Source organism: Morganella morganii (assembly GCF_019243775.1).
Lineage (GTDB): Bacteria > Pseudomonadota > Gammaproteobacteria > Enterobacterales > Enterobacteriaceae > Morganella > Morganella morganii.
On the sequence record NZ_CP069157.1, the window covers coordinates 1,769,524 to 1,794,171 of the forward strand.

23 protein-coding genes and 1 pseudogene are annotated in these 24,648 nt (G+C 53.1%); 12 read left to right on the forward strand and 12 right to left on the reverse strand.

Annotation, left to right across the window (positions count from 1 at the left end):
• Positions 1–2 precede the first annotated feature (2 nt).
• Complete coding sequence (locus tag JL661_RS08530) at positions 3–785, reverse strand: YciK family oxidoreductase (RefSeq protein ID WP_051456191.1); 783 nt, start codon at positions 783–785, stop codon at positions 3–5.
• Positions 786–964: 179 nt separating this feature from the next.
• Here JL661_RS08530 and sohB point away from each other — a divergent pair.
• Positions 965–2,018: pseudogene (sohB, locus tag JL661_RS08535) on the forward strand (protease SohB).
• 90 nt (positions 2,019–2,108) lie between these two features.
• Here sohB and JL661_RS08540 read toward each other — a convergent pair.
• A complete protein-coding gene (locus JL661_RS08540; RefSeq protein ID WP_004239221.1) occupies positions 2,109–2,360 on the reverse strand; it encodes a YciN family protein in 252 nt (83 codons plus the stop codon).
• Between the two features lie 287 nt (positions 2,361–2,647).
• On the opposite strand from JL661_RS08540, the gene topA reads away from it, so the two are divergent.
• From topA to acnA, 5 genes are all read left to right on the forward strand, one after another.
• Complete coding sequence (gene topA, locus JL661_RS08545; protein WP_004239222.1) at positions 2,648–5,236, forward strand: type I DNA topoisomerase; 2,589 nt, start codon at positions 2,648–2,650, stop codon at positions 5,234–5,236.
• A gap of 369 nt (positions 5,237–5,605) precedes the next feature.
• Positions 5,606–6,580: an HTH-type transcriptional regulator CysB gene (gene cysB / locus JL661_RS08550; protein ID WP_004238139.1), complete on the forward strand. Its 975-nt coding sequence runs from the start codon at positions 5,606–5,608 to the stop codon at positions 6,578–6,580.
• 22 nt (positions 6,581–6,602) lie between these two features.
• Positions 6,603–6,818 (forward strand): hypothetical protein, encoded by a 216-nt coding sequence (locus tag JL661_RS18355; protein WP_062771564.1) that lies wholly within the window; start codon positions 6,603–6,605, stop codon positions 6,816–6,818.
• A gap of 8 nt (positions 6,819–6,826) precedes the next feature.
• A complete protein-coding gene (locus tag JL661_RS18360) occupies positions 6,827–7,006 on the forward strand; it encodes a hypothetical protein (protein WP_062771566.1) in 180 nt (59 codons plus the stop codon).
• Between the two features lie 146 nt (positions 7,007–7,152).
• Positions 7,153–9,825 (forward strand): aconitate hydratase AcnA, encoded by a 2,673-nt coding sequence (gene acnA / locus JL661_RS08560; RefSeq protein WP_062771568.1) that lies wholly within the window; start codon positions 7,153–7,155, stop codon positions 9,823–9,825.
• A 73-nt stretch (positions 9,826–9,898) separates the two neighbouring features.
• Here the strand turns inward: acnA and ribA are convergent, their stop codons facing one another.
• On the reverse strand, positions 9,899–10,507 hold the full coding sequence (ribA, locus tag JL661_RS08565; RefSeq protein ID WP_024473150.1) for a GTP cyclohydrolase II: 609 nt from the start codon (positions 10,505–10,507) through the stop codon (positions 9,899–9,901).
• A gap of 201 nt (positions 10,508–10,708) precedes the next feature.
• Here ribA and JL661_RS08570 point away from each other — a divergent pair, with 201 nt between their 5' ends.
• The 5 genes from JL661_RS08570 (at position 10,709) to yciH (ending at position 14,233) form a co-directional block, all read left to right on the forward strand.
• A complete protein-coding gene (locus JL661_RS08570) occupies positions 10,709–11,443 on the forward strand; it encodes a phosphatase PAP2 family protein (RefSeq protein ID WP_004238135.1) in 735 nt (244 codons plus the stop codon).
• A gap of 186 nt (positions 11,444–11,629) precedes the next feature.
• Entirely contained in the window at positions 11,630–11,935 is a 306-nt protein-coding gene (locus tag JL661_RS08575; RefSeq protein ID WP_015422730.1) for a LapA family protein, read from the forward strand.
• A 5-nt stretch (positions 11,936–11,940) separates the two neighbouring features.
• Complete coding sequence (lapB, locus tag JL661_RS08580) at positions 11,941–13,110, forward strand: lipopolysaccharide assembly protein LapB (protein ID WP_049240532.1); 1,170 nt, start codon at positions 11,941–11,943, stop codon at positions 13,108–13,110.
• Between the two features lie 63 nt (positions 13,111–13,173).
• A complete protein-coding gene (gene pyrF / locus JL661_RS08585; protein WP_004238131.1) occupies positions 13,174–13,908 on the forward strand; it encodes an orotidine-5'-phosphate decarboxylase in 735 nt (244 codons plus the stop codon).
• 1 nt (position 13,909) lies between these two features.
• Positions 13,910–14,233: a stress response translation initiation inhibitor YciH gene (gene yciH / locus JL661_RS08590; protein ID WP_004238130.1), complete on the forward strand. Its 324-nt coding sequence runs from the start codon at positions 13,910–13,912 to the stop codon at positions 14,231–14,233.
• A 34-nt stretch (positions 14,234–14,267) separates the two neighbouring features.
• Here the strand turns inward: yciH and JL661_RS08595 are convergent, their stop codons facing one another.
• From JL661_RS08595 to rsxA, 9 genes are all read right to left on the reverse strand, one after another.
• Positions 14,268–14,474: a YMGG-like glycine zipper-containing protein gene (locus JL661_RS08595; protein WP_004238129.1), complete on the reverse strand. Its 207-nt coding sequence runs from the start codon at positions 14,472–14,474 to the stop codon at positions 14,268–14,270.
• Between the two features lie 208 nt (positions 14,475–14,682).
• Positions 14,683–16,620, reverse strand: coding sequence for an exoribonuclease II (locus tag JL661_RS08600; RefSeq protein WP_015422729.1), 1,938 nt, complete (start codon positions 16,618–16,620; stop codon positions 14,683–14,685).
• A 101-nt stretch (positions 16,621–16,721) separates the two neighbouring features.
• Positions 16,722–17,363: an endonuclease III gene (nth, locus tag JL661_RS08605; protein ID WP_004238127.1), complete on the reverse strand. Its 642-nt coding sequence runs from the start codon at positions 17,361–17,363 to the stop codon at positions 16,722–16,724.
• Positions 17,364–17,426: 63 nt separating this feature from the next.
• On the reverse strand, positions 17,427–18,131 hold the full coding sequence (locus JL661_RS08610; protein WP_004238126.1) for an electron transport complex subunit E: 705 nt from the start codon (positions 18,129–18,131) through the stop codon (positions 17,427–17,429).
• Complete coding sequence (rsxG, locus tag JL661_RS08615; RefSeq protein WP_004238124.1) at positions 18,131–18,757, reverse strand: electron transport complex subunit RsxG; 627 nt, start codon at positions 18,755–18,757, stop codon at positions 18,131–18,133. The genes JL661_RS08610 and rsxG overlap by 1 nt, the downstream gene beginning before the upstream one ends.
• A complete protein-coding gene (rsxD, locus tag JL661_RS08620) occupies positions 18,754–19,848 on the reverse strand; it encodes an electron transport complex subunit RsxD (protein WP_024473145.1) in 1,095 nt (364 codons plus the stop codon). The genes rsxG and rsxD overlap by 4 nt, the downstream gene beginning before the upstream one ends.
• 15 nt (positions 19,849–19,863) lie before the next feature.
• Complete coding sequence (gene rsxC / locus JL661_RS08625; protein WP_218481049.1) at positions 19,864–22,092, reverse strand: electron transport complex subunit RsxC; 2,229 nt, start codon at positions 22,090–22,092, stop codon at positions 19,864–19,866.
• Between the two features lie 5 nt (positions 22,093–22,097).
• Entirely contained in the window at positions 22,098–22,706 is a 609-nt protein-coding gene (rsxB, locus tag JL661_RS08630) for an electron transport complex subunit RsxB (RefSeq protein ID WP_004239234.1), read from the reverse strand.
• Positions 22,706–23,287 (reverse strand): electron transport complex subunit RsxA, encoded by a 582-nt coding sequence (gene rsxA / locus JL661_RS08635; protein WP_015422727.1) that lies wholly within the window; start codon positions 23,285–23,287, stop codon positions 22,706–22,708. The genes rsxB and rsxA overlap by 1 nt, the downstream gene beginning before the upstream one ends.
• Before the next feature lie 284 nt (positions 23,288–23,571).
• Here rsxA and JL661_RS08640 point away from each other — a divergent pair, with 284 nt between their 5' ends.
• A complete protein-coding gene (locus JL661_RS08640) occupies positions 23,572–24,612 on the forward strand; it encodes an oxidoreductase (protein WP_062771571.1) in 1,041 nt (346 codons plus the stop codon).
• Positions 24,613–24,648: the final 36 nt, after the last annotated feature.

Sequence of the window (24,648 nt, forward strand, 5' to 3'; positions counted from 1 at the left end):
AATTATTCCGCCGGTCCGGCTTTGCGTCCGGGCTGTGCATCATAGCTGATCCCGTTTTTACCGGCACTGTCATCACACATCACATATAAATAGGTCGGCATAATATCCGCCGGGGTTTTCAGTTTTTCTGATGCCTCATCCGGAAATGCGCCGGCGCGCATGGCCGTGCGGGTACCGCCCGGATTAATGCAGCTGACGCGCAGCCCTGTGCCTTTATATTCCTCAGCCAGAACCTGCATCATACCTTCAGTGGCAAATTTTGAGACGGCATAGGCTCCCCATCCGGCACGGCCTTCGCGGCCGACACTTGATGATGTGAATACCAGCGAACTCTGCGGGGATTTCAGCAGGAGCGGTAACAGTGCCTGTGTCAGTATAAAGGTACCATTAACATTCACCTGCATTACATCCTGCCATAACTGTACCGGCTGCTCAGTGAGCGGCGCGACCACGCCCAGAATACCGGCGTTGTGCAGTACGCCATCCAGCCGCGGAATCTCCTGTTCCAGCGCGGCAGCGAACTGACGGCTTTGCGCTTCTGTCAGTGTCAGTAAGTCCTGATGATAAATACGTGGCACTGACCCGTAACGCTGCGTGATTTCATCACGGACGGCCTGTAATTTGGATTCTGTCCGGCCGGTCAGGATCAGTTCCGCACCGTAGCGGGCATAGGTCAGGGCGGCTTCACGGCCAATCCCGTCACCGGCACCGGTTATCAGGATGATTTTATTCTTCAGTGCATCAGGGGAGGACGGGGAAAAGCGGGATACATCATTATTATGCATGGTGATAACTCCGGAAAAGCAAATGGACGGGTATCACATCCCGGACAGGGTGTGAACCCGTTTTTATCATACCGTCCTCAGGGCGTGATTGCCATCAAGGGTTACAAAACTAGTTGAGCATTTATCAGATTTTTTAGTTAAAATAGTGCCATTCAATTTAACAGTATTAAGGTGTGCCGGTGGAGTTTCTCTCACAATACGGTTTGTTTCTTGCTGAAACCGTAACTATTGTTCTGGCAATCATTGCCATTGTCGTGTTCTTTGTCATGCTCAGCATCCGTAAAGGGCAGTCTCTGGGTAAATTACGTCTGACGGATCTGGGTGAAAACTACCGCGACAGACAGCGTGAAATGCAACATGCCCGCATGAGCGAAGCAGAACAGAAAGTCTGGAATAAAGCGTTTAAAAAAACAACAAAAAAACGAAGATAAAAAAGACAAAAGCAACGCCAAAAACGGTCAGACCCGTCTGCGCAAATCCTGTATCTATGTAATTGACTTTAAAGGCAGCCTGGATGCGCACGAGGTGGAATCACTGCGTGAAGAAATCACCATTATTCTGTCCGTGGCCGAGCCGGGTCTGGATGAAGTGCTGGTGCGTCTGGAAAGTCCGGGCGGACTGGTTCACGCCTATGGTCTGGCAGCCGCTCAGCTGACCCGTCTGCGTGAGAAAAATATCCGTATTACCATTGCGGTTGATAAAGTCGCGGCCAGTGGTGGTTATATGATGGCGTGTGTGGCGGATAAAATTGTGGCCGCGCCGTTTGCGATTGTCGGTTCGATTGGCGTGGTGGCACAGGTGCCTAACATCCATCGTCTGCTGAAGAAAAATGATATTGATGTGGAAATGCATACTGCCGGTCAATATAAACGCACGCTGACATTCATCGGGCAGAATACCGATGAAGGCCGTGAGAAATTCCAGCAGGAGCTGGATGAAACGCACGTTCTGTTCAAAAGCTTTGTTTCTCAGAACCGTCCGTCTCTGGACATTGATAAAGTGGCGACCGGTGAACACTGGTACGGCACCCAGGCAAAAGAGCTGGGACTGGTTGATGAGCTGGCAGTGAGTGATGATTTAATTGTCGCGGCAATTCCTGACCATGAAGTGATTCAGGTGCGTTATTTCCGCCGTAAGCGTCTTATTGATAAAATCACCCAGAGTGTGATGATGAGTGCTGACCGCCTTATTCTCCGCTGGTGGCAGCGCGGGAATGGCCCGGTTGGGAAATAACCGTCTCAATATAAATAACGGCAGCGCAGGCTGCCGTTATTCTTTGCGGATTATTATTATCCGGCCGGTGACTATTCCGGTATCCGTCTGTTAATCCGCCAGATGATATTGTTCTGACAGAACGTGAGCGAGATGTTTAAACATATTAAAGACGGCCGCACTTTTGAGTGTCGGCAGTCCCTGGTCGTCTAAAAAGTATTCACCTTTAAAAACCAATACGCCGGATTTCTGTTCAACATCATCAGCCTGCATACCCTCCAGAAAATCGTCATGTTCCTGTATGATTTTATTGGCTTTTTCTAACAGCTCTTGTTTGCTGATGGCGATGGTTTCTTTTTGCATTCTGTGAACTCCTTTGAAAAATAATTTGTTGCGCATCACTATTTATCAGGTAGAGTGTGAACTTTTCAAGAGCCCCGCAACGTGGCGGGAAGACTATTTGCGTAATACACTCCGGTGACGGCGATATTAAAAATACATCATTTCCTGACAGATGTTTTGAGTTGAAACAAAGCATTAGTATAAAAAGAGTTGATCTATTACGAAAGTGCCTCAATATAAAAGGCAGTGTATTTAACGCAAAAATTGGCGTTTTTATAATCGCCCCGAAAATTTAGGTAATGATAATTATGGGTAAAGCTCTTGTCATCGTGGAGTCCCCGGCAAAAGCCAAAACGATTAACAAGTATCTCGGCAAAGACTACGTGGTGAAATCCAGCGTCGGTCACATCCGGGATCTGCCGACGAGTGGTTCAGCGAGCCGTAAACCCGCTGCTGCAGGCGATAAAACGAAAAAAGTTAAAAAAGACGAACGCACAGCGCTGGTCAGCCGGATGGGTGTTGACCCGTACCACGGCTGGGAAGCGGATTATCAGATTCTGCCGGGCAAAGAAAAGGTTGTTTCTGAATTACAGCACCTGGCCGCCGATGCATCACACATCTATCTCGCAACGGACCTTGACCGCGAAGGGGAAGCCATTGCATGGCACCTGCGGGAAGTGATCGGCGGTGATGACAGCCGCTTCAGCCGGGTTGTATTTAATGAAATCACCAAAAATGCGATAAGTCAGGCGTTTGAACAGCCGGGCGAACTGAATATTGACCGTGTGAATGCCCAGCAGGCGCGCCGCTTTATGGATCGCGTGGTGGGTTACATGGTGTCTCCGCTGCTGTGGAAGAAAATTGCCCGTGGTTTATCCGCCGGTCGTGTGCAGTCTGTCGCGGTGCGTCTGATTGTTGAGCGCGAGCGCGAAATCAAAGCGTTTGTACCGGAAGAGTACTGGCAGATCCACGCACTGCTGTCTGATAAAAAAGATCAGCTGCGCATGGAAGTGGTGCAGGAAAACGGCAAAACCTTTAAAGCGGTCAATGAGAAACAGGCACATGCTGCTGTCAGCAAGTTACAGGCTGCCACCTTTAAAATTACTGACCGCGAAGACCGTCCGACCTCCAGCAAGCCGGGTGCACCGTTTATTACCTCCACACTCCAGCAGGCCGCGAGCACGCGCCTGAGCTTTGGTGTGAAGAAAACCATGATGATGGCACAGCGTCTTTATGAAGCCGGTCACATCACCTATATGCGTACCGATTCCACCAACCTGAGCCAGGATGCCATTACAATGGCGCGTGACTATATCACTGAGAATTTCGGTGATAAGTATCTTCCTGCCTCGCCGAATCTGTACAGCAACAAAGAGAATTCCCAGGAAGCGCACGAAGCTATCCGTCCGTCTGATATCGCTGTAACGGAAGAGATGCTCAAGGATATGGAGCCGGATGCGCGCCGCCTGTATCAGTTGATCTGGCGTCAGTTTGTCGCGTGTCAGATGACACCGGCAAAATACGATTCCACCACACTGACCGCAGAAGCGGGTGATTTCACACTGAAAGCCAAAGGGCGCACACTGCGTTTCGACGGCTGGACCAAAGTGATGCCTGCACTGCGTAAGAATGATGAAGATAATACGCTGCCTGCGATTGCGCCGGGCACGGTCATGACGCGCGAAGCGATTGATCCGGTACAGCACTTCACTAAACCGCCTGCGCGTTTCAGTGAGGCGTCACTGGTTAAAGAGCTGGAAAAACGCGGTATCGGTCGTCCGTCCACCTATGCGTCAATTATTTCCACCATTCAGGATCGCGGTTATGTGAAAGTGGAAAACCGCCGTTTCTATGCTGAGAAAATGGGTGAAATTGTCACCGATCGTCTCGAAGAAACCTTTGCGGAACTGATGAACTACGACTTTACCGCACGGATGGAAAATCAGCTCGACCATATCGCCAACAATGAAGCGAAGTGGAAATCGGTGCTGGACGAATTCTTTGCTGATTTCAGCAAGCAGCTGGATAACGCGGGCAAAGAGCCGGAAGAAGGCGGTATGCGAACGAACCCGATGGTCATTACCTCGATCATCTGTCCGACCTGTTCCCGCCCGATGGGGATCCGTACCGCATCCACCGGGGTATTCCTGGGCTGTTCCGGTTATGCTCTGCCGCCGAAAGAGCGCTGCAAGCAGACCATCAACCTGATTCCGGAACACGAAATCCTCAATATCCTTGAAGGGGATGACGCGGAAACCAATGCGCTGCGTGCCCGCCGCCGCTGCCCGAAATGCGGCACTGCGATGGACAGCTACCTGATCGACACCGGCCGTAAACTGCATGTCTGCGGTAACAACCCAGAATGTGAAGGGTACGAAGTCGAAGAAGGTGAGTTCCGCATTAAAGGGTATGATGGCCCGGTCGTTGAATGTGAGAAATGCGGCTCTGAGATGCACCTGAAAATGGGGCGTTTCGGTAAGTACATGGGCTGTACCAACGACGAGTGTAAAAACACCCGTAAAATTCTGCGTAACGGTGAAGTCGCTCCGCCGAAAGAAGATCCGGTTCCGTTACCGGAACTGCCGTGCGAAAAATCAGACGCGTACTTTGTACTGCGTGATGGTGCTGCCGGTATCTTCCTGGCGGCGCACAATTTCCCTAAATCACGGGAAACCCGTGCACCGCAGGTAGCAGAACTGGTTCGCTTTAAAGATCGTCTGTCTGAGAAAATGCGTTATCTGGCGGAAGCGCCGGTGGCGGATCCGGACGGTAATCCGACGACTGTCCGCTGGAGCCGCAAAACCAAACAGCAGTATGTGGCATCCGATAAAGACGGCAAAGCCACCGGCTGGTCTGCATTCTATATTGACGGCAAATGGGTTGAGAAAGCCAAATAATCTGTCGTCATAATATCGGCGGTATCGTAATAATAAAAACCGGTCAGGAATTTTCCTGACCGGTTTTTTTATGCCGGAAACAGTGATCTGGCGGTGCATTGTACGGCAGACAGTGATTAATAGCTTTTTGTTATAAGCATTGATGAAAACGGCCTAAGAGGAGGTAGCCGCGATTTTCCGTACTTTCCCGTGAGATGTGCGGTATAAGGGTATTAGCCTGTTATATTTTGACTGGTGTCAGTGCGGTTTTTGTTATATCGTCGGTGAATAGAATAACGTTATAACAATTTGCTCACTTATTCTTTTTCGGAATAATAAAGATGAAAAAGGAGTAAGCAATGCCGAGCCTGCACGGAAAGGAATAAGCGGATGAAATTACAGCAGCTGCGCTATATTGTGGAAGTGGTTAATCACAATCTGAATGTCTCCTCGACTGCCGAGGGGCTGTACACATCACAACCCGGTATCAGTAAGCAGATCCGGATGCTGGAAGATGAGCTGGGAATGCAGATTTTTGCCCGCAGCGGTAAACATCTGACCCATGTGACACCGGCCGGGGAATCCGTTATCCGTATCTCCCGTGAAGTGCTGGCGAAAATTGATGCCATCAAGGCTGTCGCCAGTGAGCACACATATCCGGAGCAGGGAACCCTGAGTATCGCCACAACCCATACCCAGGCACGTTATGCACTGCCGCCGGTGATTAAAGGCTTTATTGAGCGTTACCCGCACGTTTCCCTGCATATGCACCAGGGCACGCCGACACAGATAGCCGAGGATGTCTGCAAAGGCAACAGCGATTTTGCCATCGCGACAGAAGCCCTGCATCTGTATAACGATTTGATTATGCTGCCGTGCTATCAGTGGAACCGGGCCGTGGTGGTCCGCCGTGATCACCCGCTGGCACAGCGGCGTGATCTGACTATCGCGGATATCGCGGAGTATGAGATTGTCACTTATACCCACGGTTTCACCGGCCGTTCCGAGCTGGACAGCACCTTTGAAAAACAGGGGCTGAAGCCGAAAGTGGTCTTTACCGCAACAGATGCGGATGTGATTAAAACCTATGTCCGTCTCGGGCTCGGGATCGGGATTATTGCCAGTATGGCGGTCGATCCGGAGACGGATAAAGACCTCGTCAGTATCGATATGCGGGATAAATTCAGCTACAGCACCACAAAAATCGGTTTCCGGCGCGGTAGTTTCCTGAGAACCTATATGTATGATTTTATGTGGCGTTTCGCGCCGCATCTGACGCGCGATGTGGTGGATAAAGCGATTGCGCTGCGTAATAATGAAGACATCGAAGCCATGTTTAAAGACATTCCGCTGCCGATTGTCTGAATACTTATTATCAGGGGAACAGATGAGTAAATTATCCGCACTGACAGGCGCTGTCCTGCTTGCCGCCGGGCTGTTGCCGGCGGCTGTATCTGCATCCGTACCGGCGGCACCGGTCTGTAAAGAGACCGTGCGTGACCCGGAAAGCTATGATTCAACGGATGAATGCTACTACAAAGGCAGCAATCTGGTACAAACTTACGGGCTCTACCGCAGTACAACCGGGAGCCGAAAAATCTGACGGAAAAATTGACACCCAGCACGGATCAGTCTTTCACCGGTTATGGTGATACGGTCAGCCTGGAATACAAATGGCAGGGTAATAATCACCTGACGGTAACACAGTTGTTTAATGGTGGTCAGGATACCATCTCATTTGAGACTGACGGGCAGGGCACCCGGGTTATTACGGAATACAGCCCGGATTAATTATCCTGCAAAATTGTTAGTTTTGGTTACATTGAATTAACAAATTGTGTGGCTGCCCCCGCAAAGATTACGGGAATATGGTATCTTTATAATGAAAATAATAAGGAAGATACCTGTTTAACCCGTACACTCTGTGTGGAGGCGTTATGTCGTTAACCTTAAAGCAACAGTGTGAAACCCTGCTGACGGCGGGCGGAAAACACTACCATATCTATCATCTCTCCCGCCTGGCGGAACAGCTCGGCAATCTCGATAAATTACCCAAATCCCTGAAAGTGCTGGCCGAAAACCTGTTGCGTAATCTTGATGGCGACAGCGTGCAGGTGCGCGATTTACAGGCGCTGATCGACTGGCAAAAAACCGGCACGGCTGACCATGAAATTGCCTTCCGGCCCGCCCGTGTGCTGATGCAGGATTTTACCGGTGTGCCGGCGGTGGTGGATCTGGCGGCGATGCGCCAGGCTATCCGCGTGCTGGGCGGAGAAGAGAGTAAGGTCAATCCGTTGTCGCCGGTCGATCTGGTTATCGACCACTCGGTGATGGTGGATGAATATGCCAGTGAGCAGGCTTTTGCTGATAACGTGGCCATTGAAATGTCACGTAATAACGAACGTTACCGCTTTCTGCGCTGGGGACAGCAGGCCTTTGACCGCTTCCGTGTGGTGCCGCCGGGAACGGGGATCTGCCACCAGGTTAACCTCGAGTACCTCGGGAAATCCGTCTGGTATGAAACCCGTGACGGTAAAACCTATGCGTATCCGGATACCCTGGTCGGGACAGATTCCCACACCACCATGATTAACGGCCTCGGCGTACTGGGCTGGGGCGTGGGCGGTATTGAAGCGGAAGCTGCGATGCTCGGACAGCCGGTGTCAATGCTGATCCCGGATGTGGTCGGGTTTAAACTGACCGGCCGTCTGCGCGAAGGGATCACCGCCACTGACCTGGTGCTGACCGTGACACAAATGCTGCGCAAACACGGTGTGGTGGGCAAATTTGTTGAATTCTGGGGTGACGGTCTGGCGCAGCTGCCGCTGGCTGACCGCGCCACGATTGCCAATATGGCGCCGGAGTACGGAGCAACCTGTGGTTTCTTCCCGGCGGATGAGGTTACACTCAGCTACATGCGCCTGACCGGGCGCAGTGATGACGAAATCGCGCTGGTGGAAACATACTGCAAAGAGCAGGGGTTGTGGCGTCACGAGGGAGATGAGCCGCGCTTTACCTCCGGGCTGGCGCTGGATCTGGCGGATGTGCAGACCAGCCTGGCCGGGCCGAAACGTCCGCAGGACAGAGTGGTGCTGGCGCAGGTACCGGGCGCGTTTCAGGCGGCGGTTGATCTGGAACTGAACAAAAAGTCCCCGGCGGCGAAAGTGCCTGTTTCTCTGCATGGCGACGATTTTACCCTTGAGGATGGTGCCGTGGTGATTGCCGCTATCACATCCTGTACCAACACCTCCAACCCCGGTGTGCTGATGACCGCCGGTCTGCTGGCAAAAAATGCCGCTGAAAAAGGGCTGACCCGCAAACCGTGGGTGAAAACCTCTCTGGCCCCCGGTTCGAAAGTGGTGACAGATTACCTGAATGCCGCCGGATTCACGCCGTATCTGGATCAGTTGGGATTCAATCTTGTCGGTTATGGTTGTACTACCTGCATCGGCAACTCCGGGCCGCTGGATGCGGAAATCGAAACCGCCATCAAAGAGAATGACCTGACAGTCGGTGCCGTGCTGTCCGGCAACCGCAACTTTGAAGGGCGCATCCATCCGCTGGTGAAAACCAACTGGCTGGCTTCTCCGCCGCTGGTGGTGGCTTATGCTCTGGCCGGCAATTTGCACTGTAATCTGGAAACCGATCCGCTGGGCTATGATAAACAGGGTAAGCCGGTGCTGTTAAAAGATATCTGGCCGGATAATGCCGCAATTGCTGCTGCGGTGGAAAAAGTGAAAACCGAGATGTTCCGCAAAGAGTACTCGGCAGTGTTTGACGGGGATGAGCAGTGGCAGTCACTGCCGGTGGAAAATACGCCGACTTACCAGTGGCTGCCGGATTCCACCTATATCCGTCATCCGCCGTATTTTGAGGGAATGCCGGTTTCCCCGGCGCCGGTCAAAGATGTAAAACAGGCGCGGATTCTGGCGATCCTCGGTGATTCTGTCACCACTGACCATATTTCTCCGGCGGGGAACATCAAAGCTGACAGCCCGGCGGGGCGCTATTTACAGGCACACGGCGTGAAACCGGCGGATTTTAACTCCTACGGCTCACGGCGCGGTAACCATGAAGTGATGGTGCGCGGCACGTTTGCCAATATCCGCATCCGCAATGAAATGGTGCCGGGCACGGAAGGCGGATTTACCCGCCATATTCCGTCCGGGGAAACGCTGGCTATCTTTGATGCCGCGATGCGTTATCAGGAGTCCGGGACACCGCTGGTGGTAATAGCCGGGAAAGAGTACGGCTCCGGCTCCAGCCGTGACTGGGCAGCGAAAGGCACTAATCTTCTGGGGGTGAGAGTGGTGCTGACGGAATCCTATGAGCGGATCCACCGTTCTAACCTGATTGGTATGGGTATCCTGCCGCTGGAGTTTCCGGCGGGAACCGATCGCCGTACGCTGGGGCTGACCGGGGATGAACTGATTGACGTCGGCGGCCTGAACAGCGTCACACCAAAACAGATTGTACCGGTGAAAATCACACATGCGGACGGACGTGTGACTGAACTGAATGCGCTGTGCCGTATCGACACACAGACGGAGCTGGAATATTACCGCCACGGCGGCATCCTCTGCTATGTGATCCGGCAGATGCTGGCGTAACGTATTCAGACAGGTAAAAACAAAGCGCGGCATTTGCCGCGCTTTTCTGTTTTTACTGACTTTTGCAGGTGGATCAGTGATTACAGCCCGGAGACTGGCACAGCATGTGTCCCATTTTCTCCGCTTTGGTATCCAGATAATGGGCATTAGCCGGATTACGGCCGACAATCAGCGGCACGCGTTCAGTAATGTTAATCCCGGCCTGGGTCAGAATCTCGACTTTTTCCGGGTTATTGGTCAGCAGGCGGATGGCGTGCACATCCAGCAGTTTGTACATATCGGCGCACAATGTGAAATCGCGCTCATCCGGGGCAAAACCCAGCTTCTGGTTGGCTTCAACAGTATCCAGCCCGGTATCCTGTAATGCATAGGCGCGGATTTTATTCAGCAGGCCAATATTACGGCCTTCCTGACGGTGATACAGTAATACACCACGACCTTCTTCCGAGATTTGTTTCAGAGCAGCTTCCAGCTGGAAACCACAGTCACAGCGCAGGCTGAACAGCGCGTCACCGGTTAAACATTCTGAATGGACACGGGATAACACCGGCTCATCACCGCTGATGTCCCCGAACACCAGAGCCACGTGATCGTGACCGGTGGCAATTTCTTCAAATCCGACCATCAAAAATTCCCCGAACGGGGTAGGTAATTTTGCCTGTGCGACACGTTTTAACTGCAACTCTTTATTCATGATTTATTAACTCATTGATATAAATATCTTTATTTAAACGCACATAATCGTATTGGCGATGTTATTATCTGCGTTGCCCGGGAAATGAAACTGACATTCCATTTGCGGGTCAAATAACTGAACATGACCATAGTAGTACATCAGTTTGACAAAAATAATATTTATTTTTAACGGAATGATTCAACCCGGATGAAAAACCTGACAAAACCCTTTATCGCCGGTGTCATATTACTGATGCTGGTACCGCTGGTGACATTACTGACCGGCTGGCGCTGGCAGCCATCAGGTGATGATGACCTGCTGCGCGGCCTGTGGCACCTGACAGATACCGCGGCATATCCGCTGGCCATTATCGTATCACTCATTTTTTGTATTCTGTTTGTCCGTTTGTTTCGCGGCAGCAGAAAGCAGGCACTGCGTGCAGCAGCACTGATCCTGGTGGTGGTGGCTGCCGGACAGGGTATCAAAGTAGCGATGAAAAACACCATTAAAGAGCCGCGCCCGTATGTGGTCTGGCTGACACAGCAACATATTGTGTCAGAAAAAGGGTTCTATGACCTTTCCCGGAAAGCACGGGCACAACTGCTGGAAAATACCGTGAAAAATCATTATCAGGTGCCCGGCTGGCTGCTGAAACACTGGAAAAGTGAAACCGGTTATGCGTTTCCATCCGGTCATGCACTGTTTGCCAGTGCGTGGGCGCTGATACTCTTTGTGTTTTTTACCGCACAGGGCCGCCGCGGGCTGGCGGGCGTGATTCTGCTGTGGGGCATTCTGGCGGAATACAGCCGCCTGGCGCTGGGGATGCACTGGCCGTCAGATATCATTATGTCTGTGATTATTAACGCAATCCTGGCCGGAATATTCTTTATCTGGCTTAACAGACAGAAGGAAAATGGTGTGCAACCGCCGCCGCTGACCTGAAATCATGTTATTATAAGGCGCGTGAAACCCGTTGCCGGTATTCTGTGCGGATACCGGCAAAAAAGCGGAAAAAACTCGGGAACACAACAAATTACTTTCATTCTCCCCGGGGTAAATGGTAACTTAAGGGGTTAGTGCGTCTGCAAGAAGCAGGCGCGGAATGCAAGCCTGATAATAGGAACGCCGGTGAAATATTTTCTGATTTTTATCCTTGTACTGGTGGTTTTCATCATTTCGGTGACACTGGGCGCAAATAACGATCAGGTAGTCACATTTAATTATCTGATTGCGCAGGGACAGTATTCTGTATCCACCTTGCTGGCCGTACTGTTCGGTATCGGTTTTGTGCTGGGCTGGATTGTCTGCGGTCTGTTTTATTTACGTCTGCGGTTGTCGCTGGCCCGTGCCCGGCACCGGATCAAACGTCTGGAAGCTGACCAGACGGTGCAGTCTTCCGGTTCGGTTGCACTGCGGGACACCACTAAGGAATAAGCATTATGCTTGAGCTGTTGTTTCTTCTGTTGCCCATTGCTGCCGCATACGGCTGGTATATGGGGCGGCGCAGCGCGCAGCAGAATCAACAACAACATGCTGACCGCCTGTCACGCGACTATGTGGCAGGCGTAAACTTTTTGCTGTCCGATCAGCAGGATAAAGCGGTTGATTTGTTCCTCGACATGCTGAAAGAAGACAGCTCTGCATTTGAAGCTCACCTGACACTCGGCAACCTGTTCCGTTCGCGCGGCGAAGTGGAACGCGCCATCCGCATCCACCAGTCTCTGATGGAAAGCGCCTCTCTCTCCTATGACCAGCGTCTCCTCGCCACACAACAGCTGGGCCGCGATTATGTGGCCGCCGGGGTCTATGACCGGGCGGAAGTCCTGTTTTTACAGCTGATTGATGAGGCGGATTTCAGACAAAGTGCACTCCAGTCGCTGTTATCGATCTATCAGTCCACCAGTGACTGGAGCAAAGCTATCGATATCGGTGAAAAGCTGCTGAAACAGGGTGATAGCGGGCAGCGGGAGAATATCGCTAATTTCTATTGTGAGCTGGCATTGCAGGCGCTGGGCAGCGATAACACTGACGGGGCATTTGCGTATCTTGCCAAAGCGGCGGGGGTGGATAAAAACTGTGCCCGGGTGTCGATTATGCAGGGGCGCATTCATATTGAACGGGCGGAATACAGCAAAGCCGTTACCGTGCTCAAGCGGGTGTTTGAGCAGGATAAAGAAATGGTCAGTGAAACACTGCCAATGCTGGAAACCTGCTACACGCACCTTGATCAGCCGGCAGAATGGGCAGAATACCTGCTGCACTGTTCGGATGAAAATATTGGCGCTATTGCCGAACTCTATCTTGCGGATATTATTGAACAGCAGGAAGGGCCGGAAATGGCGATCACCTATGTTAACCGCCAGTTGCAGCGCCATCCGACCATGCGTCTGTTCTGCCGTCTGATGGAATATTATCTGTCAGAGGCGGAGGAAGGGCGTGCCAAAGAGAGTCTCGGCCTGCTGCGTAACATGGTCGGCGAACAAATCCGGACAAAACCGGATTACCGCTGCGGCAAATGCGGATTTACATCACACGCCCTGTACTGGCACTGCCCGTCCTGCCGGTCATGGGATACTATCAAGCCTATCAGAGGGCTGGACGGACAGTGACAACGTCACATTTATCCGTAATTATTTACCCGTATTAATTCATCAACCACAGGTAATACATTCATGACATCTCTTTCTTCGCATACAGGCCGTGCAGATATCGCATCGCCTGTTATTGTTGCGCTCGATTACGACAACCCGGATGATGCGCTGGCTTTTGCCGACCGTATCGATCCGGCACAGTGCCGTCTGAAAGTCGGTAAAGAGCTGTTTACCTTCTGCGGGCCGGAATGTGTCCGCGCGTTACAGCAGCGCGGGTTTGAGGTCTTTCTTGACCTGAAATTCCATGATATTCCGAATACCGCAGCGCATGCGGTGCGGGCAGCGGCTGAGCTGGGTGTGTGGATGGTTAACGTCCACGCGGCAGGTGGTGAACGCATGATGACAGCGGCAAAAGAGATCCTGCTGCCGTACGGCAACGATGCGCCGCTGCTGATCGCGGTAACTGTGCTGACCAGCATGGAGCAATCCGACCTGGCCGGAACCGGTATTGATGCCACACCGGCAGAGCACGCGCTGCGTCTGGCAAAATTAACACAGAACTGCGGGCTGGATGGTGTGGTCTGTTCTGCTCATGAAGCGAAACTGATGAAAGAGACCCTGGGCCGGGAATTTAAACTGGTCACGCCGGGGATCCGCCCTGAAGGCAGTGATGCCGGTGACCAGCGGCGTATCATGACACCACCGCAGGCAGTCAGTGCCGGGGTGGATTACATGGTTATCGGGCGGCCAATCACCCGCAGTGATAACCCGCAGGCGGCATTACAGGCGATTAATGCTTCAGTGGGAGTATTATAAGATGGACAATAATTCACGCCTGGTTTATTCCACAGATGCCGGCCGTATTGATGAGCCGGAAGTCAAAGCGGAACGCCCGAAAGGTGACGGTATTGTCCGTATTCAGCGTCAGACCAGCGGCCGTAAAGGTAAGGGTGTGTGCCTGATCACCGGTATTGATTTGGATGATGCTGCACTGAGCAAGCTGGCGGCAGATCTGAAAAAACGCTGCGGCTGCGGCGGGGCGCTGAAAGACGGTGTAATTGAAATTCAGGGTGATAAACGCGATTTACTGAAGCAACTGCTGGAAGAGAAAGGCTTTAAAGTCAAACTGGCAGGCGGCTGACAGAGAGATAAGGCGTCCGTTGCGGACGCCTTTGTCACTGACCGGCCTCGTGGCCGATAATCCCGCCGACGGCAGCACCACCCACTGTACCCAGACCGGAACCATCCGTCAGGATCGCGCCGCTGATAGCACCTAACTCAGCACCAATTGCGGTATCTTTCTCCTGCTCTGACAGGTTCTTACAGCCGCTGAGTGCCAGCAGGCCACCAGCAACAAGCAATGCCGTTACTATTTTCTTCATCTCATTTCCCCGCTGAATGTCTGATTATCATCACTATAGCAATCACGTTACTAATTACTATCCTCATGATTTAAATAAAATTTAAATGCTGATAAAGGTATTAATGTCCGGGATTTAATGACAGGAACAGCGGCGGGTTCTGAGTGGCAGGAATAAAAAAACCGCCGTGAATACAGAGCGGCGGTTCTTATCAGTCAGTGATTCCGGATCAGAGCGGGCGGGCCAGAATACTGCGGGTTTCCATCTTAACTTCCTCAATTTTCACCGGAATGATGTCATTGAGGCGGTAACGTACTTCACCTTTAATCAGCACTGAGCCGGTTTCCTGGCTGCACTGGAGCTCATCTTTGACCGGGTGAATAAAGGTGCCGGGGATAAAGGCGACCGCGCCGTTGTCTGTCAGACGGACACGCACGCCACCGCGGGTGATATCAATGATCTCAGCCGGGAACGGGGTATCTGTACCGGCATACGGCTGCAGATAACGGGCATATAACCAGTCACCGACATCACGCTCTGCCATACGGTTGGCACGGCGGCGCTCTGCCAGGTGCTCGGCCAGGGCTTCAGCTGGTTTTTCCGCAGACTGACCGGCGATAATCGCTTTCAGCAGACGGTGGTTCACAATATCGCTGTATTTACGAATAGGGGATGTCCAGGTTGCATAGCCATCCAGTCCCAGACCAAAGTGCGGGCCTTTTTCCATGCGGACTTCGGCAAAGGTCTGGAAGCGGCGGATACGGCTGTCGAGGAACTGTGTCGGCTGATTATCCAGTTCACGGCGCAGACGACAGAAACCGTCGAGAGTCAGTAATTCTTCAGCGCTGAAGTTAATACCGTTTTCGGCGAGCAGGGCAACGGCCTGACTGATGGTCAGCGGATCCAGCCCGGTGTGCACGTTATAGACACCAAAGCCGAGTTTTTTATCCAGCACTTGTGCGGCACAGATATTGGCGGTGATCATCGCTTCTTCCACAATGCGGTTGGCACTGCGGCGCTGTTCAGCCACGATATCCGTCACTACGCCGTTTTCATCAAGGATAAAGCGGTAATCAGGACGATCTTTAAAGACCAGCGCATGAGTTTCACGCCAGTGATGGCGGCGCTGATACATATCCTGCAACAGGGAAATCTGACGGCGGATAGTTTCATCCGGCGTCACGCGGTCAGCCACACCTTCCAGCAGGTCGGAAACATCGTCGTAAGCCAGCTTGGCTTTGGATTCAACCCAGGCGGCGAAGAATACGGCATCATCAGACAGAGAGCCATCCTCATTAACGGAGACCTGACACACCAGTGCCGGGCGGCGCACATGCGGATGCAGCGAGCACAGGTCATCAGACAGGTTACGCGGCAGCATCGGGATATTAAAGCCCGGCAGATAGTTGGTAAATGCGCGTTTATGGGCAATAGCGTCCAGCTCGCTGCCGGCCGGGATGTAGCTGGTCGGGTCCGCAATCGCGATAGTCAGCTGAAGCTGATTGTTATCACCGGTAGTGATGTAAAGTGCATCATCCATATCTTCGGTGGATGCGCTGTCGATAGTGACAAAATCCAGATGGGTCAGATCAGTACGCGGCAGATTATCATCCGCCATGGTTACCTCAACCGGCTCCGGCTCTTTCAGTGCGTGCTGGTGGCGGGTCAGTGTCACCCACCACGGCGCGTAATGGTCGTCCGCATCGGTGATAAAGCCGGTGATTTCCGCGTGGAAGCTGCGATCACCTTTCAGCGGGTGGCGGCGCATTTCCGCAACTGCCCAGTCACCCTGACGAAACTCATGATCAACGCCTTTTGCCGGACGGCAGGGAATGGAATCTTTTAACAGCGGATGATCAGGAATGATCCAGAGACGGTCATCATTTTCCTTGCGCTGCACACGGCCGACAAACCGGTCCAGAAACGGGGTGATCAGCGCTTCAGGCTCAGCCACATCTTTATTATTCACCGTGTGAATAGCTGCGGTGACGCGGTCGCCGTGCATGACTTTTTTCATCTGCGGCGGCGGAATAAAATAGGATTTTTGTCCGTCAACTTCCAGGAAACCGTAGCCTTTATCGGTACTTTTTACGATCCCTTCGACACGCAATGTTTTATCGTGGAGCTGTTGTTTTAGCTGAGCTAATAGCGGGTTATCTTGAAACATAGGTTCCCGTACTGGTTGGGTGAGCAAATTTATGGTTATTTTTACGCGAATTTACGCTGCCCGCAAGCACAGAGGGCAATTTCTGTTTAAAGCGCAGCAGATTAATCTTCCGGATACACTTTTTCGCTGAATTCACACAAATCCTCAATGATGCATGAACCGCAGCGGGGTTTGCGGGCAACACAGGTATAACGCCCGTGCAGTATAAACCAATGGTGGCAGTCGACTTTAAATTCTGCCGGAACAACCCGCAATAATTTTTGTTCCACCTCATCCACATTTTTACCGGGGGCAAATTTTGTGCGGTTACAGACACGGAAAATATGGGTATCAACAGCAATGGTCGGCCAGCCGAACGCAGTATTGAGCACCACATTGGCAGTTTTGCGCCCCACACCCGGCAGCGCCTCAAGAGCAGCTCTGTCTTCCGGCACTTCGCCGTTATGCAGCTCAACCAGCATCCGGCAGGTTTTAATCACATTTTCTGCTTTGGTATTAAATAACCCGATGGTTTTAATATAGGATTTCACACCGTCCACACCCAGATCCAGAATGGCCTGCGGCGTATTGGCAACGGCATACAGCGGACGGGTGGCTTTATTGACACTGACATCTGTCGCCTGGGCGGATAATAAGACGGAGATCAGTAATTCAAACGGAGAATCAAACAGCAGTTCAGTGGTGGGTTGCGGGTTGTTGTCCCGCAGGCGGGTCAGGATTTCAATACGTTTTTCTTTATTCATAACGACATTGGCTCATTCATGATAAAAGCAGCCTCCCGGAGAGGAGCCTGCTTAATTATACAGTTATTTGACCAGATGGCTTCCGCATCCTTTTTCAGTTTCATATTGCGGAGCGGCAGGTGCATTTTTGCGTTTTTTCATTTTCTCATCAATAAGATACTTGCCTGCCAGCATTAAGCCAAGCCCGATAAAGGCACCCGGTGGCAGCATAGCCAGCAGGAACGGGGTGTCAAGATGCAGCACATCGACGCGCAGCACTTTGGCCCAGTCACCAAGCAGCAGATCGGCACCGTCAAACAGAGTGCCGTTACCGAGAATTTCACGCATGGCACCGAGCACAAACAGCGCGGCGGTCGCACCGAGCCCCATAGCCAGGCCGTCAATCGCAGAAGGGTAAACGGCATTTTTGGCAGCAAACGCTTCGGCACGGCCGATGACAATACAGTTGGTCACAATCAGCGGGATGAAGATACCGAGCGACTGATATAAGCCGAAAGCATAGGCGTTGATCAGTAACTGAACCGCAGTCACGACGGAGGCAATCAGCATCACATAAATAGGAATGCGGATTTCTGACGGGATCCAGCGGCGCAGTGCGGAAACCGCCACGTTAGTACAAATCAGCACCAGGGTGGTGGCCAGTCCCAGACCCAGCGCATTGGTGACCGTGGAGGAAACCGCCAGCAGCGGACACAGCCCCAGTACCTGAACCAGGGCAGAGTTGTTTTTCCATAATCCGTCGGCGAATAACTCTTTAATCTGACTCATTATTCTGCTCCGCATTGAGGTAAGGTGTTCAGCAACGGCGGCAGTGTCTGCATATAATCCGCTGTTGCACGGACAGCATTGACGACTGCGCGCGGCGTGATGGTGGCACCGGTGAACTGATCAAAATCCCCGCCGTCTTTTTTCACTGCCCAGTGCGGGTCATCAGCGGATTCAATGTGTTTGCCGCTCAGAGATGTGATCCAGTCGGAAATCCGGGTATCAATTTTATCACCCAGCCCCGGTGTCTCTTTGTGTTCGGTCACGCGGGAGCCGAGCACGGTACGGTTAAAATCAGCCGCAACCAGCAGCTGAATATTACCGGAATAGCCGTCCGGTGCGGTGGACTCCAGCACTGCGGCGACAGGTGTGCCGTCTTTGCGGGCAACATACAGCCGGTGCGGCAGTTCATTACCCAGGGCAGGATCGGTGACCAGATAACACTCTGCAATCACATCATTATTATAAACCGATTCCGGCAGGATTTCGGCAAACAGTGCCTTTTGCTGTGCGGCGGCCTGCTTATCAATTTCCGGTTTTGTCAGGGTGTAGACAAACCCGCTCAGCCCGGTGGTACCGGCGGCAAACAGGGCGAGGATCAGGCCGTAACGGCGTAATGTGGCAATCATTTATTCCCCCGTTTGTGCCCGTAAACACGCGGTTGTGTGTAGGTATCGATCAGCGGCACGGTGATATTGGCCAGCAGGACGGCAAATGCCACCGCATCCGGATAACCGCCGTAAACACGGATAATCCACAGCAGAAGGCCGATCAGTATCCCGTATATTAGGCGGCCGCGTGGTGTGGTGGAAGCGGTGACCGGGTCGGTAGCGATAAAGAATGCCCCGAGCATGGTGGCACCGGAAAACAGCTGTATAACCGGGGATGTAAAGTGTGATGAATCAATCAGGTATCCGATCACTGACAATACCGCGAGTGTTCCCAGCATGGCGGCCGGGATCTGCCATGAAATCACTTTACGGTTAAGCAGAATACAGCCGCCGATCAGGTAACCGATATTCACCCACTGCCAGCCGATACCGGCGACAGAGCCCTGTAAAACGGGTTGTGTCAGGATTTCGGACATATCGCGGGTCAGCAGACCGGTTTTGAAACTGTCGAGCGGAGTCGCCTGGCTCATACCATCCGCTCCGGCGCGTAACTGCTCCAGTGTCTGGCCACCGTCTGATAACCCGGTGAAAATTACATGCAGGCTGTCACTGAGCGAAACCGGGGTGATTTGCAGACTTTCCGGCGGCAGCCAGCTGGTCATCTGTACCGGGAAGGAGATCAGCAGCACCACATAACCGACCATTGCCGGGTTAAACGGGTTTTGTCCGAGGCCGCCATATATGTGCTTGGCAATAATCACGGCAAAGAATGTACCGATAACAATCATCCACCACGGTGCCAGCGGCGGAATACTGACAGCCAGCAGCACCGCAGTGACCAGCGCGGAGTTATCTTTCAGATACGGCATCACCGGCTGATTGCGCAGCCGGACAGCAATACTTTCTGTCACCAGCGCAGTGACAACCGCAATCAGAATCTGAAACAGGGTACCGGCGCCGAAAAACCAGAGCTGCGCGGCAATCCCCGGGATCATAGCAATCACCACCCACAGCATGATGGCGGAGGTGTTGTCACGGTTATGCGTAAACGGTGATCCCGCAATTTTCAGCCGGTGCGGGGCGTTTGAGGAAACGGGCCTAAATTTCATGCTTATTTCGCTTCATTAATCAGTGGTTTCTTCAGAATGTTGTGCAGCGGCCTGAGCGGCTTTCTTCGCTTTGGCACGGGCAATGGCGGCAGCGACAGCGGCTTTGCGCGGATCTGTCTCTGCTTCCGCTGCCAGTTGAGCAGCTTCCGCCGGAGCTTCAGCAGTCTGAGCGGCTTTTTTCGCTTTAGCGCGGGCAATGGCGGCAGCAACAGCGGCTTTGCGTGGATCTGCCTCTGCGTCTGCGGCTGGTTGAGCAGCTTCCGCCGGAGCTTCAGCAGTCTGAGCGGCTTTCTTCGCTTTGGCGCGGGCAATGGCGGCAGCAACAGCGGCTTTGCGCGGTTCCGCTTCTGCGTCTGCGGCTGGTTGAGCAGCTTCCGCCGGAGCTTCGGCAGCCTGAGCGGCTTTCTTCGCTTTGGCGCGGGCAATGGCGGCAGCAACAGCAGCTTTGCGCGGATCTGTCTCTGTTTCCGCAGCCGGTTGTGCAGCTTCCGCCGGAGCTTCGGCAGCCTGAGTGGCTTTCTTCGCTTTGGCGCGGGCAAGGGCGGCAGCCACTGCGGCTTTACGCGGATCGGCGTCTGCTTCTGTCGCCGGTTGTGTTGTTTCAGCCGCGAGAGCCGCTTTTTCTGCCTGACGTGCGCGGGCCTGTGCTTTACGGACTTCGCGGGCAGCAATCACGGCGCTGTTATCCGGTAAAACGGACGGATTAACAGAAATCGTCATCCCTGCATTGCTGTCTTTGGCTTTCACGCGGGCAAGGGCGGCGCTGATAGCCGCACTGTCTTTCTCATCCACCTGAACAGCCGCGCTTTTATGGCGGGCTTCACGGGCTTCTTTTTCCCGTGCCATTCGTGCCTGTTTGGCTTCAAAGCGGATTTTGGCATCTGCGGCGCGTTGGGCTTCTTCGCGGATCTCAATGACCTGTGCTTTTTCCTGACGGTAATACTGCACCAGCGGAATATTGCTCGGGCAGACCCAGGCACAGGCACCGCATTCAATGCAGTCAAACAGATGGTGCTGTTCTGCTTTTTCGTGTTCATTACCTTTACTGAACCAGTAGAGCTGCTGCGGCAGTAATCCGGCCGGACAGGCATCCGCACAGTGACTGCAGCGGATACAGGCTTCTTCCGGTGCAGTTGGTTCCATCTCGTTCGTGGTTGGTGCAAGAATGCAGTTACAGATTTTTACTACCGGCACATCGAGATCCGGCAGTGTAAAGCCCATCAGCGGGCCGCCCATCACAACCATTTGTTCATGCTGAGGACGGAAACCGGCCTGTTGCAACAGGAAACGGACCGGCGTACCGAGTCGTGTCCAGAAGTTACCCGGTGATTCAACCGCTTCGCCGGTTACTGTTACCACGCGCTGGATCAGCGGTTCGCCGTCGGTAATGGCGCGCTTGATGGCAACCACAGTTCCGACGTTCTGCATCAGCACGCCGATATCAGAAGAGCGTCCGCCGGATGGTACTTCGCGGCCGGTGAGAATTTTGGTCAGCTGTTTGGCGCCGCCGGACGGGTACTTGGTCGGGATCACCCGCACGAAAATCTGTTTTTCCCCGGCAGTAACGTCACGCAGTGCGGCAATCGCCTCCGGTTTATTATCTTCAATGCCGATAAGCACCTGTTCCGGCTCAAGAAGGTGCATCAGAATACGGATACCGGTGAGAATTTCCCCGGCATGTTCCTGCATCAGACGGTCATCCGCCGTGATATAGGGCTCACATTCCGCCGCATTGATAATCAGAGTGCGGATAAGATCACCGCCGCCTTTCAGCTTGCTGGCGGTCGGGAAGCCTGCGCCGCCGAGACCGGCAATCCCGGCCTGATGAATGCGGTCAGTCAGCTCTGTTTTGGAGAGAGAGGTGAAATCCGCTGTTTTTTCCGCCGGGTACGGGGTATCCAGCCCGTCAGTCCGGATACGGATGCACGGCGCGGTCAGCCCGGACGGATGCGCGGTCACACAAGGCTCCACGGCAGTCACCGTGCCGGATGATGAGGCGTGCACCGGCAGGCTGCGGCCGGTTCCGCGTGTCAGCGGCTGACCTTTCAGGACATGGTCGCCGGGGCTGACCAGCACATCGCCTTCGTTCCCGATATGCTGCTGGAGCGGAATAATCAGTTCTTCCGGTACCGGGCACACCCGCATCGGTGTCCGGCTGGACTGTAATTTCATTTCCGGCGGATGAATGCCGCCGTCAAAATCCCATACCCGGTCTTTTTTCAGAAAGTTGAGCAAATTGAACATAAAACTTACGACGCCTCAATCTGAACAGGTTTGACAGGAGTACCGCCGGTATCCGCCGGAATATTTCTGACCGGAATGGTGTTTAAATCCCACTTCCAGTTACGCGGGGTGACGGCGACCGGGATCATCTCAATGCAATCTGTCGGGCAGGGTGCGACACACAAATCACACCCGGTGCAGAGATTTTCAACCACAGTGTGCATGGCGCGGGTGGCACCGATAATCGCATCCACCGGGCACGCCTGAATACATTTGGTGCAGCCGATGCACTGGTCTTCATGAATAAAGGCCACTTTACGCACCGGATTGAGTACGGACTCGTCACCGTCGAGCGGCTGCGGATCCACACCCAGCATATCCGCCAGTTTCAGCATCACCTGCTCGCCGCCGGGGGCACAGCGGTTTATTGCGCCGCCATTGGCAACAGATTCCGCATACGGGCGGCAGCCGGGAAAACCGCACTGGCCGCACTGACTCTGCGGCAGAATGTCATCAATTTTATCCACAATGGGATCTTCCTCCACTTTGAAGCGGCGGGAGGCGTAACCAAGTATCAGACCGAATGCCAGACCCAGCAGGCTGAGTACGGCAACGGCAATCCAAATCATTGTCATCAGAATTTCACCAGACCACTGAAGCCCATAAAGGCCAGAGACATCAGACCGGCCGTGACCAGCCCGACAGACGCCCCGCGGAAAGGCGCCGGCACATCTGCCGTTGCCAGCCGCTCACGGATAGCGGCAAACAGCACCATCACCAGGGAGAAACCGGCTGCCGCACCAAAGCCGTAAACGGCGGATTGCAGGAAATTATGCGACAGGTTTATGTTCAGCAGCGCCACACCGAGTACCGCACAGTTGGTGGTGATCAACGGCAGGAAGATCCCGAGCAGCCGGTAGAGCGCCGGGCTGGTTTTCCGCACCACCATTTCGGTGAACTGCACCACCACGGCGATCACCAGGATAAAGCTCAGTGTGCGCAGATAGAGAATATCCAGCGGGATCAGGATAAAGGTATCCATCAGCCACGAGCAGACGGAGGCGAGTGTCATCACAAATGTGGTGGCAAACCCCATGCCAATCGCGGTTTCCAGTTTTTTGGAGACCCCCATAAAGGGGCATAATCCTAAGAATTTGACGAGTACGAAGTTGTTAACCAGCACCGTCCCGACAAAAAGTAATAAGTAGTCAGCCATTACAATGCCCAAAGCGAGTCTTTAAAAACATACAAATAAAGCACATAAAAAACCGGGATCCCCGGTAAGCGGGGTGAATAATAGCAATCCCCGGGCATCCGGGGTTATCGGGATTGTGTGAAAGCGCGGATAACTGTGTGTATCAGAATGAAAAAGCGGCAAAACTGATGAAAACCGGGCACAGCATTTGCGTCACGGAATCAGTTAGTGGTACTTTTCAGGAGGATGACAGATTCTGAAAGCATGTTTTTATCCGTTAACATGACAATCCCCCGGAGGGAGTGATGACGAAAATACTGAAAGTGGGCCTGATCGGGTACGGTTTTGCCGGAAAAACATTCCATGCGCCGTTTATTGTCAATAATGCCAATATGGAACTGGCCAAAGTCGCGAGCAGTGATGCCGCCAAAGTGCATGCTGATTATCCGGATGTGCAGGTTGTCGCCACACCGGAAGATATTTTTGCTGACCCGGCCATTGACCTCGTCGTGATCCCGACCCCGAATGACACCCATTTCCCGCTGGCGCGGATGGCGCTGGCTGCGGGTAAACATGTGGTGGTGGATAAGCCCTTTACCCTGACATCGGAAGAGGCATTTACCCTGGCAAAACAGGCGGATGACGCCGGACTGGTGCTGTCTGTTTATCATAACCGCCGTTTTGACTCCGGGTATCTGACGCTCAAATCCCTGTTTGACAGTAAAAAACTCGGGGCTATCAAATATTTTGAAGTCCATTTTGACCGCTACCGCCCGCAGCCGCAAAAGCGCTGGCGCGAAGCTGCTGCATTAGGCAGTGGTATCTGGTATGACCTGGGTTCTCATCTGATTGACCAGGCACTGCAGTTTTTCGGCAAACCAACGGCGATCACTGCCGACCTGGGGATGATCCGTCCGGGTTCTGAGGCGGTGGATTATTTCCATGCGCAACTGCACTATCCGGATGTCAAAGTCGTGCTGCATGCCACCACGGTCGCGGCAGCGGAATCCCCGGTGTATATCGTTCACGGCATGAAAGGCAGCTATGTGAAGTACGGGCTGGATCCGCAGGAAAATGCACTGAAAGCAGGGCAGATGCCGGTCGGTGTCAACTGGGGTCATGACAGCCGCGACGGGGAACTGAGCTTATCACCGGACGGTATTGAAGTGATCACAGAAACGTATCCGAACAAAGCCGGGCACTATGGCCGCTATTACGCGGAAGTGGCTGAGGCGATTATCAATAACGGCCCGACCCCGGTGACGGCGCAGGAAGGGGCGGAAATTATCCGTATTATAGAGGCCGGTATGGAATCGCATAAAACCGGACGGACTGTGACACTGTAACAAATAGTCATTACTTCTTATTGCAGACAAAAGTGA